This is a genomic window from Ilumatobacteraceae bacterium, from assembly GCA_033344875.1.
Lineage (GTDB): Bacteria > Actinomycetota > Acidimicrobiia > Acidimicrobiales > Ilumatobacteraceae > Ilumatobacter.
Genome location: JAWPMO010000001.1, coordinates 2,582,575 through 2,594,738, shown reverse-complemented (window position 1 = coordinate 2,594,738; position 12,164 = coordinate 2,582,575). Strand labels below are relative to the sequence as shown.

General features: G+C 68.3%; 13 protein-coding genes. 3 read left to right on the top strand and 10 right to left on the bottom strand.

What is annotated here, in order from left to right:
* Window positions 1–21: 21 nt before the first annotated feature.
* The 7 genes from R8G01_12220 to R8G01_12190 all read right to left on the bottom strand — a co-directional run bounded on the left by R8G01_12220 (window position 22) and on the right by R8G01_12190 (window position 7,256).
* Window positions 22–939, bottom strand: a complete 918-nt coding sequence (locus R8G01_12220; GenBank protein MDW3214760.1) for an ABC transporter ATP-binding protein — start codon at window positions 937–939, stop codon at window positions 22–24.
* Between the two features lie 115 nt (window positions 940–1,054).
* Window positions 1,055–2,311: a hypothetical protein gene (locus R8G01_12215; protein MDW3214759.1), complete on the bottom strand. Its 1,257-nt coding sequence runs from the start codon at window positions 2,309–2,311 to the stop codon at window positions 1,055–1,057.
* 5 nt (window positions 2,312–2,316) lie between these two features.
* Window positions 2,317–2,844 carry a nuclear transport factor 2 family protein gene (locus tag R8G01_12210; GenBank protein MDW3214758.1) on the bottom strand — a complete coding sequence of 176 codons (528 nt, stop codon included), beginning with the start codon at window positions 2,842–2,844 and terminating at the stop codon, window positions 2,317–2,319.
* Window positions 2,841–4,067 (bottom strand): ABC transporter permease, encoded by a 1,227-nt coding sequence (locus R8G01_12205; protein ID MDW3214757.1) that lies wholly within the window; start codon window positions 4,065–4,067, stop codon window positions 2,841–2,843. Before R8G01_12205 ends, R8G01_12210 begins: the two co-directional genes overlap by 4 nt.
* Complete coding sequence (locus R8G01_12200) at window positions 4,064–4,861, bottom strand: ABC transporter ATP-binding protein (protein ID MDW3214756.1); 798 nt, start codon at window positions 4,859–4,861, stop codon at window positions 4,064–4,066. Before R8G01_12200 ends, R8G01_12205 begins: the two co-directional genes overlap by 4 nt.
* Window positions 4,858–6,543, bottom strand: coding sequence for a peptidoglycan-binding domain-containing protein (locus R8G01_12195; protein ID MDW3214755.1), 1,686 nt, complete (start codon window positions 6,541–6,543; stop codon window positions 4,858–4,860). The genes R8G01_12200 and R8G01_12195 overlap by 4 nt, the downstream gene beginning before the upstream one ends.
* Before the next feature lie 5 nt (window positions 6,544–6,548).
* A complete protein-coding gene (locus R8G01_12190) occupies window positions 6,549–7,256 on the bottom strand; it encodes a hypothetical protein (protein MDW3214754.1) in 708 nt (235 codons plus the stop codon).
* Window positions 7,257–7,431: 175 nt separating this feature from the next.
* Between R8G01_12190 and R8G01_12185 the strand changes: the two genes are divergently transcribed.
* Both R8G01_12185 and R8G01_12180 read left to right on the top strand, forming a co-directional pair.
* Window positions 7,432–8,112 (top strand): response regulator transcription factor, encoded by a 681-nt coding sequence (locus R8G01_12185; GenBank protein MDW3214753.1) that lies wholly within the window; start codon window positions 7,432–7,434, stop codon window positions 8,110–8,112.
* On the top strand, window positions 8,109–9,488 hold the full coding sequence (locus R8G01_12180; GenBank protein MDW3214752.1) for a HAMP domain-containing sensor histidine kinase: 1,380 nt from the start codon (window positions 8,109–8,111) through the stop codon (window positions 9,486–9,488). Before R8G01_12185 ends, R8G01_12180 begins: the two co-directional genes overlap by 4 nt.
* Before the next feature lie 429 nt (window positions 9,489–9,917).
* On the opposite strand, the gene R8G01_12175 is transcribed toward R8G01_12180, so the two are convergent.
* The 3 genes from R8G01_12175 to R8G01_12165 all read right to left on the bottom strand — a co-directional run bounded on the left by R8G01_12175 (window position 9,918) and on the right by R8G01_12165 (window position 11,301).
* Window positions 9,918–10,418, bottom strand: a complete 501-nt coding sequence (locus tag R8G01_12175) for a site-specific integrase (GenBank protein ID MDW3214751.1) — start codon at window positions 10,416–10,418, stop codon at window positions 9,918–9,920.
* A gap of 317 nt (window positions 10,419–10,735) precedes the next feature.
* Complete coding sequence (locus R8G01_12170) at window positions 10,736–11,056, bottom strand: type II toxin-antitoxin system RelE/ParE family toxin (protein MDW3214750.1); 321 nt, start codon at window positions 11,054–11,056, stop codon at window positions 10,736–10,738.
* Window positions 11,053–11,301: an addiction module protein gene (locus R8G01_12165; GenBank protein MDW3214749.1), complete on the bottom strand. Its 249-nt coding sequence runs from the start codon at window positions 11,299–11,301 to the stop codon at window positions 11,053–11,055. The genes R8G01_12170 and R8G01_12165 overlap by 4 nt, the downstream gene beginning before the upstream one ends.
* 98 nt (window positions 11,302–11,399) lie before the next feature.
* Between R8G01_12165 and R8G01_12160 the strand changes: the two genes are divergently transcribed.
* A complete protein-coding gene (locus tag R8G01_12160; protein MDW3214748.1) occupies window positions 11,400–12,098 on the top strand; it encodes a HAMP domain-containing sensor histidine kinase in 699 nt (232 codons plus the stop codon).
* Window positions 12,099–12,164 lie beyond the last annotated feature (66 nt).

Genomic DNA, 12,164 nt, shown 5'->3' with positions numbered 1-12,164 from the left:
TCTTTGGGAGTGGTTGCGAGGTCAGGATGCGGATGCGGTGAGTCGGAGAAAGACGTCTTCGAGGTCTTCGCGCTCGCGGTGGAGCTCTTGGAGGACGATCCCGGCGTCGGCGGCGAGGCGGTTGAGCGACGCCGGTTCGTGGGAGCCGTCGACGACGAGCCCCGCGCCGTCGGGACTCGACTGGACGTCGACGGCCGTCAGGATCTCGGCGAGGTGGTCCCGTTCACCGGGATGCTCGGGTTCGAGGTGGATCGCGTCGGTGGTGTGGTCGAGGAGCTCACGCATCGGACCTTCGAACACGAGACGCCCACGCTGGATGATCACCAGCCGATCGCACGCGGCCTGGATCTCCGCCAGCAGGTGGCTGGAGACCACCACGGTGCGGCCCTGCCGGCCGAGACCGACCAGCAGGTCTCGGATCTCCACGATCCCGGCCGGGTCGAGGCCGTTGGTCGGCTCGTCGAGGACCAACAGCTCCGGGTCGCGCAGCAGCGCGGCGGCGATCCCGAGGCGCTGCTTCATGCCGAGGCTGTAGTCGCCGAACGGGTCCCGCTCCCGGCCGGTGAGCCCGACGATGTCGAGGACCTCGGCGACGCGCCCGTCGCTGACGCCGGCGAGGCGGGCAAGGCTGCGCAGGTTCCGTTCCGCCGACAGTTTCGGGTACATGGTGGGCGACTCGATGAGCGCGCCGACGCGCGGCAGGAAAGCGGCAGGGTCGCTGATCGGGTGCCCCAGGACCGTCGCGGTCCCCGAGGTGGGTGTGATGAGGCCGAGGAGCATGCGGATCGTCGTGGACTTGCCGGAGCCGTTCGGTCCGAGCAATCCGACGACGCCGCCGGTGGGGATGTCGACGGTGAGGTCGTCGACGGCGGTCAACGAGCCGAACTGCTTGGTCAGGCCCGAGACAGAGATCGCATTCACAGCGGATTGGTGCGGCATGGACTCGAGTATCGGTCGACACCCCGAAGACCGCTTCGGCAAATGCTGCGGGTTTGCTGAGGATCTCACGGTCGTCGGTGCGGGCATGCCAGCGACTGCCAGGCGGCGGCTTCCGTCAGCCTGCGCCGGATCGTGAGATTCTTCGTGCGAGCGCAGCGGCGGTCTGCTCTGGCAACCACCACCGACCGTCGTGAGCGAGGGCCACTGGCGGGCTCTCGTTCCAGAGTGCGTCCGGGACGGTCTGGAATCGGGGGCGGTACCACTCGGAGAACTGGCCGTCCCATCGGTTGTTGCTGATCGCCAACGTGTGCCCGACGTCGTCGCTCGGCACGAACGACACGAAGTACGAAGCGATCGACGAGCCGTCCTCGATCGTGCTGTAGCCGTGGTCACCGTCGGGGACGACCGGGGCGACCGCCGTGGTGGTCCACGGGCCCTCGGGCAACGGCGCGACGTCGAACACGACGCTGTCGCCCCACCAGTCGCTCACCTTGGTCACGGCGATCCATCGATCGTCATCGCGTTGGATCTGCATCGGGTTCGCGCCGCGAGGCGCTCCGTCCGGCAGTGTGGTGGGTGCGATGTTCGCTGCGTTCCGGCTGTTTCGTGTCCAGCCCGCTCCGTCCCAGTAGTCGAGCGGGGCGGACGGCTGGTCGAGCGGCTGGCGGGCGACGGTCACCTCCTCGGCACACTCGTCGTGACCGAGCCACCCGAACCCGAATTGGCGATGGCACTGGGCGTACAGGTAGCGGTGCTCGTCGTCCGCGGTGATCTCGAAGCCGTAGAGGGCGTCGGTCGAGTCGGGTGCGCGCTCGAGTGGTCCGGCGTGACCGGTGTTGAGGTCGATCTCGACGGTGTGGGTCGCGACCGGGGTCGCGTTCGACAGGTAGGAACCGCCGAGTTCTTTCATCTCGGCGACGAAGAGGACGAAGGTGTCGGCGTCGCGTTGGTATCCGTCGAGCGGCCAGTACCATCGTTGCCAGGCGGTGGTCGAGTCCGCGGCGACGAGCGATGTCGGCGTTCCGTCTTCGCCGACGATGACGTCGAAGCAAGCGCCGTCCTGCATGGCGCCGGCGTTGTGCACCAGTGCCCTCGAGCCGTTCTGTTCGATGTAGGCGTCCTGGAAGACCCACAACACGCGACCATCATCGAGGGTGAACGCTCGTTGGTAGTCGGCGCCGACGATGACGGTGTCGACCGTGCCGATGCCCTCGTCGAACGCAACCTCGAGCAGGTCGTCGCTGACCCGACGCGCATGGCACTCGGTGACCGACGACGCGCTCGCTGACCCGTCGTCGGTGGCCGCGGCCCCGAGTGCGGTGAGTGTCGCGAGCACCGCGACGACCGCTCGGCACGCTGTCGGGATCCGCATCGGGGTCACCTCGTGGTGCGCCGCCACCAGTGACGCCACCGACCGGTCCGCTCGGGCGCCTCCGAGGGTGCGCCGCCGAGGACGCGGTCGAGCGCGTGCTGGTCGTCGTTGTACTCGGTGATCGCGAGGATCCGTTCACCGTCGGTTTGCAGGTGCAAGGCCACCTCCACGTCGATCGGCACGGTGACCATCCCGTCGTCGAGTCGTCCGGTCGTGCGAAGCACGACGAATGCACGGCGTGCGTCCACGACGATCTCGGTGACTTCGGTGCAGATGTCGCGGACGCGTTCGTCGGCGGGCGACACGAGTGCGTCCATCACTCGGTCTCGTCCGTGGTGCACGCCTGCGGCTGCGTGTCGGCCGGGCGTCCGGCAGGCCACGTGGTTTGCCAGCAGCGGTGCGAGTTGTTTTGGGTCACCGGCGGCGAGCGCCGAGCCGAAGGCGGTGGCGAGCTCGCGGGTCGCTTCGCTCGCCAGTGCTTCGGTCGCTGTGGTCTCGCCCACCGGGCTGGCATCCGTCGATGCGTCGCTCATGCTCGCAACGCCTCGGTCGGGGCGAGCCGCGCAGCTCTCGTCGCCGGATACAACCCGGCGACGGCTCCGATCACGATCGCCGAGGCGAGACCGGCAGCGGCGACCCAGGTCGGGATGACCACGCGCCAGCCCTGTGTCGTGGCGTACACGTACGTGGCTGCCACACCGAGCCCGACGCCGGTGACACCACCGAGGACGGACAAGATGACCGCCTCGGTCAGGAACTGCCGGCGGATGTGGGCTCGCGTCGCGCCCAGCGCTCGTCGCAACCCGATCTCGCCCCGACGTTCGATCACCGCGATGACCATCACGTTGGCGATCCCGATGCCGCCGACGAGCAGGGCGACGGCCCCGAGCCCGAGGAACAGGGTGGTCAGCGTGTCGTCGGCGGCGGCCTGCGCCTCCAAGGCGTCGGACGGTCGGCTGACCGAGACCTCCTCGGGGCTCTCCGGGTCGGCGGTCGCCGGGATGAGGTCGCGGACCTCGTCGATCGAACCGTCGTCGACGCGGGCGTAGATCGACGAGGCAGCGGGCTCGGCGTCGTGGTAATCCACAGCTGCCGTCAGGCCCATCATGACCGATCGATCCAGGTCGGCCGAGAGCGGGAACTCCTCCAGGATGCCGATCACCTGGACGTATTCCTCCCCGAGGTACACGTAGGTCGGTGTGTCGAGGGAGTCGATGCCGAGCCGTTCCGCCGCCACCGATCCGAGCACGACGCTCGGATACGCCGACGTCGCGTCCGTGTGCCACGTCCCGGTAGCCACCTCTCCGTTGAGCGTGTCGAGCAGGTCGTCGTCCGCTGCGATCACGGACAGGCCACCGGTCTCCCCGGTGCCCACGAACTCGTTCTTCAGCACGTCCGCGTCGACCGGGTACACCGCCGACGCGGTCTCCACTCCGTCGAGTCGTTCGATGCTGCCGACGGCCGATTCGGGGAGTTGCCCGTCGCCGCCACCGAAACCGGTGCCGGGCTCGACCGTGAGCAGGTTCGTGCCGAGCGCGGAGATCTCATCCAGCAGGGCGGACTTGGACGATTCGCTCAGGCCGAGCACGCCCACCATCGCGGCGATGCCGATCGACACGCCGAGTGCGGACAGAGCAGTTCGGGTGGTGCGCGCTCGGGGGCCGGACGCTCCGACGCGCACCACATCGAGCGGACGGAGGGTGCTCGCGTCGACTGCGGGGCGCCGTGTGGAGCGATCGGGGCGTCTGGCGCTCATGATCGGTCCCCGTTCCGGTGGGTTCCGTCCAGGGCGGAGTCGGATGAGATGCGCCCGTCGAACACCGAGACCTGACGAGGGAGTGACGCCGCGATCGAGGTGTCGTGGGTGATGACCACGATCGTTGTCCCCTCGGCGTGCAACGCACCGATCAGATCCATCACCGCGCCGGTCGACTTCGAATCCAGGTTGCCGGTCGGCTCGTCGGCGAGCACGAAGGCCGGCTCGTGGACGAGAGCTCGAGCCACGGCGACTCGTTGGCGCTCACCGCCCGACATGTGGTTCGGCGGATGGTCGAGCCGATGACCGAGCCCGACCCGCTCCAGCGCAACCACCGAGCGCTCACGGCGCTCGCGCTGCGGGACGCCGCTGTACAGCAGCCCGTTGGCGACGTTGTCGATTGCGGACATCCCGGGCAACAGGAAGAACTGCTGGAACACGAAGCCGATGCGTCGAGCGCGGACGCCGGCGACGCGCCGATCGCTGAGCGTTGCGGTGTCGGTGCCGTCGATGCTGACGACTCCGTGCGTCGGGCGGTCCAGCGTGCCCATGACGTTCAGGAGGGTCGACTTGCCGCTGCCGGAGGGGCCGACCACGGCGACGAGTTCGCCGTGGTCGACCCGCACCGACACGTCGTCGAGCGCCCGCACGGGTGGATGGCCCGGGTATTCCTTCACGACGTTCTGGAGCTCGAGCGCCGACCGAGCGGTCGGTGGCCGACCGCCCGAGCTGTGCCTCGAATCGAGGGCCACGGCCGATGAGGCGTCGGGGAACCTGGCGATGGAGCGGATCATGGGACCACCACCTGTGTGCCGGGAGCGATCCCCTCGACCGCTACCACGCCGTCGCTGAACATCCCGGGGTCGACCGGGACGAACGTGGTGCCGGTCGTCGTCAGAGCCTCCACCTCGAACGTGCCGTCGCCGCGTGCGACCAGCGCGCTGACCGGGACGACGGTGGCGCCGGCGGACAATTCGTCGACCAGCTTCACCTCGACGTCGAGTTCGTTGAGATCGCTCGCCGACTCGGGCACCGTGTCGATCGACAACTCGACGGCGAGCATCGCTTCGGCATCCGGGTCCATCGGGTCGACGGTGGAGGACGTGGCGATCTCGGTCACGGTGCCTTGGACGACCTCGCCGTCGGGGAACTCGACGTCGACGGTGTCGCCGATCGCCATCCGGTCCTGGTCCGAGACGGCGATCGCCGTCTCGATCTTCCGAGTGGATCCGGCTCGCTCCGTGGACCACAGCTCGGACCCCGAAGCGAGGACCGCTCCGTCGGTTGCGGCGAGCGCGCCGACCACTTCGCCATCGTCGATGACGTAGAGGTCGCTCGGGTCGACGCGGCCGTCCGCGTCCAGGTCCTCGTCGAGGTTCTGGAGATCCGCCTGCCAGTCGGTGACGGCTCGTGTGGTGGCGTCGTCGAACTCGTCGTCCACGTCGAGATCGCCATCGGCGTCGTAGCCGAGGGACACCAGCATCTGCTCGAGCGCCAGGACGTCCTCGCCGTCGTCGACGCCGTCGCGGAGCTCGCGATTGATGCCGTCGGGCGCCACGATCGCCGTGATCGGGGTGCCGTCGACCGTGTAGAACACGTCGCCGTTCTCGATCGTGTCGCCGTTGGAGACGAGGACATCGATCTCGCCGAAGTGCTCGACGTGCCGGGTCCCGATCGTGGACTGGACGTTGAGCTCGACGATGGGTGAGTTGGCCGAAACGCGGTCGCCGACCTCGACCATCACGTCCGTGACTGCGGCGGTGCCGTCGATCACCACGACATCCGTCGTCGCGATCTCGCCGGTGGCGGGAACATCGAGGTCTTCCTGCCAGCGGATCACGGCGTCGGTCGTGGCGTCGTCCCACACCCCGTCCACGACGAAGCCGGTGTCGGTGGGGTCTCCCTCGTCGTCGTCGAGCGTGTGGTAGCCGAGTGCTGCCAGGTTGGCCTCGACCATCTCGACGTCGTCACCGGTGGCCTCTTCGGCGAGCGGCCGGTACATCGGGGTGTCGCCGACGAAGGCGACGACGGGCGTGCCGTTGACCTCGTACACCTCGGTGCCGCGTGCGACGATCTCACCGGCGATGATCACGCCGGTCACGACGCCGTCGGCGGGGGAGGTGACGACGGTCGTGTCGGCGTAGACCATGCGGCCGTCGAGATTCGTGTACTCGACGAGGTCGCGCACCTCGGCCGAGACGGTCCGCACCTCCACGGAGGTGTCGTCGACCGATTCCGTGGTGGTGTCGTCGCTCCGGCTGACGATGGCCGCGGCACCGGCCGCGACGAGTCCGATGCCAGCTGCGACGTAGGGCCAGCGGCGTCGGCCGGCGCGTGGCGCCGGCTCGACCGTGGTCGACGGTGTCACGGCCGCACCGTTGCCGCCCGGAGCCGATGGGGACTCGATCGGCTCGGTGGCAGGGCGTGCGTCGTCGAGCGTCGCACCGTCGTGGTGGGGGTCGATGATGATCGGCATCGTGGTCAGCTCCCTGTTCCGGCCGCATCGCCGATCGGCGTGCCGGCGAAGATGCCGCTGCAAGCGTCGATCGCCGCGGCGTTGTCCAGGTCGTTCGGGTCGAAGCCGGGACCGAACAGACCAACCAGGGGGTTCCCGCCGCTCGAGAAGTCGGGATCGCTCACTTCGAGGCCCTCGTCACGCAAGCACTCGGCGAACTCGACGAACGCGTCCTGAGTCTCGGCGTCGAACGTGCCGGAACCGCCGCCCGGCAGGAAGCTGGCACCTTCGATCAGCGGTGTGCACACATCGGCCGCGGCCTGGGTCGCTTCGGGCGACGATCCGGCCACCTGGGCCAAGGTCTGTCCCCCGAGCAGGTCGACGCTGCCGTCCGCACTCGTGCTCGGATCCGGCCAGTCGACGCCTTCATCGCGCATGCACTCGGCGAATGCGAGTGCCTTCTCCTCGTCCGTCGACTCGCCCGTTGCTGCCGTACCGTCGTCGGCGGGTCCGTCGGGCGAACCGTCGGCGTCGCCTGCGGGCTCGGCCACCGGCGTCTCGGCGGGTGCTGTGGCACCGGCGGCGCTCTCGTCGATGACGAGCTCGCCGGTGTCGGCGACCGGTTCGGCGCCGTCCGCCGCGCTGTCGCTGTCCGATCCGCCGCATCCGGCGAGTGCGATCGCTGCGACGGCGGCGATTGTCGCCGACATGCGTCGCGGGGTGATGGTTCGCATCCCTGCTCCTCTGAGTTGGCCGGTGCCGGGTGCACCGGGGAGCCCCAGCATCGATCTCGACCCCGAAGATCACGTTGGCGAACCCTTCGAGTTTGCTGGCGATCCCCGCAGCGCCCTCAGGAAACCTCAAGGTTCCACGCAGGCGATCGCCCGGATCAGATGCGATGCTCTCTGGATGGACCGCCCGAAGGTCCTCGTCGTCGACGACGAGGAGAACATTCGCTTTCTGGTCGGCTCGGCGTTGTCGGTGCAGAACCTGGACGTCGCCGCCGTCGACAACGGCACCAACGCGCTCCAGCACGTACGAACCGAACCCGTCGATGTGGTCGTGCTCGACATCAACTTGCCCGACATCGACGGGTTCGAGATCCTGCGCCGTCTCCGCGCCGACGGGTGGTCGGGTTCGGTGCTGTTCCTCACGGCCCGTGGCGCCACCGAGGATCGAGTCCGGGGCCTGACCAGTGGTGGCGACGACTACATCACCAAGCCGTTCGCGTTGGAGGAGCTCGTGGCCCGAGTGCATGTTGCGCTGCGGCGAGCCGGCAAACTCGAGAAGCGGGAGCTGCGGGCCGGGGACGTGGTCCTCGACGAGGATGCCCACGAGGTGCGCGTCGCCGGTGACCCCGTGCACCTCACACCGACGGAGTTCAAGCTGCTGCGTCTGCTGTTGGCCAATCTCGGCCGCGTCGTCAGCCGCGCTCAGATCCTCGACCATGTGTGGGAGTACGACTTCGACGGTGAGTCGGCCATCGTCGAGACGTTCATCTCCGGACTCCGCCGCAAGGTCGACATCGGCGAGACGACGTTGATCCACACGGTGCGAGGCGTCGGCTACTCGATCAAGGAACCAAGGTGACCCTCCGGACCCGACTGCTCGTCGCCGGTGGTGCCTGCCTGCTCGTGGTCATCGTCGCGTTCTTCGGCGTGGAACGACGACAGGAGCAGGTCCTGTTCGATCAGCTCGACACCCAGCTGACACTGGTCGCAGACCAGGTCTCGCGCTTCCCCGCCTTCCCGACACGTCCCGAGCTCGACCCGGTCAGCGACACCGGTGAGCTCTACGTCGGTGCCGTGGCCAACGGCGGCTTGATCACGGTCGCAGCGCCTGCCTCGACACCCGGTCTCGTTCCCGACCTCGACGACGTCCGACGCGCTCCGCGCGACGTACCGGTCACCATCGGAACCTCCGACAGCGCCAGCGACATGCGCGTGATCGTCCAGGATTTCGATGGTGTGGCCCTCGTCATCGGTCAGTCCACCGGGCCGATCGACGATGCGATCCGCAGCCTCCGCGTGTCCGGACTCGTGTCAATCGCAGCGATCGGCGCCTTCGCCGTCGTTCTCGGATCGTGGGTGAACCGGCTCGGGATTCGACCAATTCGCGCCGCCACCGAGGTCGCCCGCGCCATCACGGCGGGCCGCCGTGACGAGCGCGTCCCGGAGAGCTCGGGCAACACCGAAGCAGCCACGCTCGGCTCGGCCATGAACCTCATGCTCGACACCACCGCCGACACCGAGGATCGACTCCGCGCCTTCGTCGCCGACGCTTCCCACGAGCTGCGCACGCCGCTCACGACCCTCATGGGCTACGCCGACCTGCACCGCCAGGGCCTGCTGACGTCAGACGAGGCGGTCGACGACGCCATGCGTCGCATCCGGGCCGAGGCCACGCGCATGTCCAGAATCGTCGAACACCTGCTCCTCCTCGCCAACCTGGACGAAGGCGAAGTTCCCATCGAGCCGGGAATCGTGGACGTCGGCCAGCTCCTCGACGACGTCGCCACCGACGCCCGAGTCGTGCAGCCTGCCCGCCCGATCACCGTCGACATCCCTGCGCCCGTCGAAGTCTCTGCCGATCCGGACCGCTTGCTCCAGGCAGTGTCGATCCTCGTCACCAACGCGCTCACCCACACGCCGGCGTCCGCTGCGTTGTCACTCGGCGCCGAGACCGACGGCGAGGCAGTCGTCATCCGGGTTGCCGACCGGGGCCCGGGCATCCCTGCCGACCACCTCGGGCGCGTGTTCGACCGCTTCTACCGGGTCGATGGCGCAAGCAGCCCCACGCATGGGGGAAGCGGGCTCGGCCTCGCCATCGCGAAGTCGCTCGTCGAAGCGCACGGCGGCTCTCTCGATGTCGAGTCAGTCGTCGGTTGCGGCTCGACCTTCATCATTCGCGTGCCTGCTGTCCACAACGACCTGATCACCGAAGGGAGCTTGCCTGAAGAGATGTGATCGGACCGCTGCACATCATCGGGCGGGCGTTCGGCCATGCCCAGCGCGGGGGCTCGCACCGGCCGCGATCTGGCCATTCGCGATTCCGGCCCGCTGGCGTGGGTTCGTACAACACTCGTACAACGCGACGGCCACCGACCGCTGCGGACCAGAGCCGATGAGGGAGCTTGGGTTGGAGACGCACGGGGCGTCCGAGCTGGACGAACGCAGCCTCGCGCTCACCAGAGCAGACGACGGGCTCGGTTCTCATAAACCCGAAGGTCGCAGATTCAAATCCTGCCCCCGCCACCAACTGGAAGGCCCGGAGCCGTTGAGGTTCCGGGCCTTCTGCGTTTGCTGGTTCGGGTGGGCGTCACCGGCGATGTCTACCGGCTCTGTTGGAGTCGAGTCGTTGACCAGGAGTTTCGCGTCGTGATGGCCGGTAGACATCTACCGGCCGCTGTCGGCGATGAGGGTGGCGAATCGTTCGGCGGCGGCGGAGCTCATGCCCGGGAGCAGGTGTTGGTAGGTGTGCATCGTGAACGACGGGTGGGCGTGGCCGAGGCGTTCTGACACGACCTTGATCGGGGCGCCGTCGGCGATGAGTAGCGAGGCGTGTGTGTGGCGCAGGTCGTGGAACCGGACTCGCGGTAGGTCGCTGCGGCGGACGATTCGTTCGAACAGTTGGCTGACTGATTCGGGGTTGAGGAATCGGCCGCTGGAGTTGCAGAACACCCAGTCATCCGCGCCTGCCGGTAGTCGGTCGCGTTCGAGCCGTCGTCGCCATCGCAACAGCAGCTGGAGGGTGGTCTGGTCGGGTTCGACGGTGCGGCGGCTGGTGCGGGTCTTGACGCCGAACTCGACGGGGCGGCCGCCTACGTTCTGAAGAGTGCGTGAGATCGAGAGTCGGGCGTGGGCGACGTTGAGGTCGGACCACCTGAGACCGATGATCTCGCCGCGTCGCTTCCGGTGTGGGCGGCGAGGTGCAGCGCCGGGTAGAGGCGTTGTTCACGGGCAGCGGCCAGGAAGCGGCTGAGTTCGCCTGCGGTCCAGGTGCGCGCGGCGCTACTCGCGGCCGGGCGTCGCCGTCGGCGGGTGAGGCGAGCAACGTTGGTGTCGACAAGTTTGCGTTCCGCGGCGCGGTCGAGTGCTGAAGCGTCCTTGCGTTGCACGATGTAGCTCATCCCCGACAGCGTTGACGACTTCGACACCAACTCGAAGCTCAGTGTCCAACGGAGTCCTCCGATGCCACGTTGCTGCGGCCGAACTCAGGGCTGACGGTCGGTTCCGAAGCCTGGGTGTCGGTGTTGGTGGAGGACCGCCATGACGATCAGCCGGTCGTCATCGAGGATCCGGTAGCGCACGGCGTACGGGAAGCCGTGAACGGGGAGCTTGCGCTCGACGATCTCGTCACGGTCGTCTCGAAGGACTGGAACGCCTGTGTTCGGCCATCGGGAGGCTCGCACCACGGTTACGTGGATCGCGTCGACGAATCGGTCGCCGAGGCCGTCCTCCTGGTCCTCGTACCAGGTCCAGGCGTGCTCGAGGTCGGTGTCGACGAGCTCGTGGTACTCGATACGAAGGCTCACGCGCCGCGCTGAGCGCGGCGTTCGGCGAAGCGCTGCTCGATCTCTCCCCAGGCGAGGGTTCGTGCGTCGCCGGTGTCGAGCATCGCGGCGCGTCGCTGCGTCTCTGCCGTCCACAGCTCGTCGACCTCGGTCTCGTCGACGGCCTCACTGTCGAGACTCGCCAGCAGTTCTGTAGCGATCCGCGCTCGTTCCTGGGCGGGGAGTGCGAGCACCTCGGTGCGCAGGTCATCAGCGGTCTTGGCCACGTCGACATCGTACCCGAGCCCGAGTAGCGGCTGCTCGGCATCGTTGCTCAGGGCAGTCGTGCCCGGTCGAACTCCCGCTGGAGCCGCGGGCGCCGCCGATGGGTGTCGCGCAGCTCGGCGATGAACGTGTCGACGACGTCGGCGCGGCCGGTGACGCGATCGAGATCCGCACCAATTCGCTGGCCACGTTCATCATCGACGAGCTCGGCGCCGTCGAACTCGAGATTCTCGCCGGTCCCGTCGACGACCCGCTCCCGCGACCCGATCTCACTTCCAGCCGAATCATCGATCGCGTCGGCAACACGTTCACGGTCGACGGCACCGATGGAGGGCCGAACCATCGAGTCACCGTCGGACAACTGGCGGACGGTCGATACATCGCCCTGGCAGCGCCGCTCGACGAAGTCCGTGATGGGCGACCGGAGGTCGTCGGCGACCGCGACGCGCTGCAGCAGGTGTTCGCCAACCTCGTCACGAACGCTCGAGTCCACGCCGCCGGTTCTCCGATCGACATCGGCGTCGTCTGCGACGACACCCATGTCACCGTCACGGTCACCGACGAAGGACCCGGCATGGCCGACGATGTCGCCGCTCATGTCTTCGACCGCTTCTACCGGGCCGAGGAGTCCCGGACGTCCAGCGTTCGCAGTTCGGGCCTGGGCCTGTCCGTCGTCGCTGCGATCGTCGATGCCCACGGTGGCACCGTTGCCGTCGACACGGCGATCGATCGAGGGTCGGCGTTCACGGTCCGCCTTCCGATCACGCTTCCGATCACCGTCGAGCGCAACCAGGGGTGACCTCCGTCCCGCGGTGAAGGGTGGATCCAGGTCGGTGGGGTGCTGGACGGCCGACGCGACGGCCGT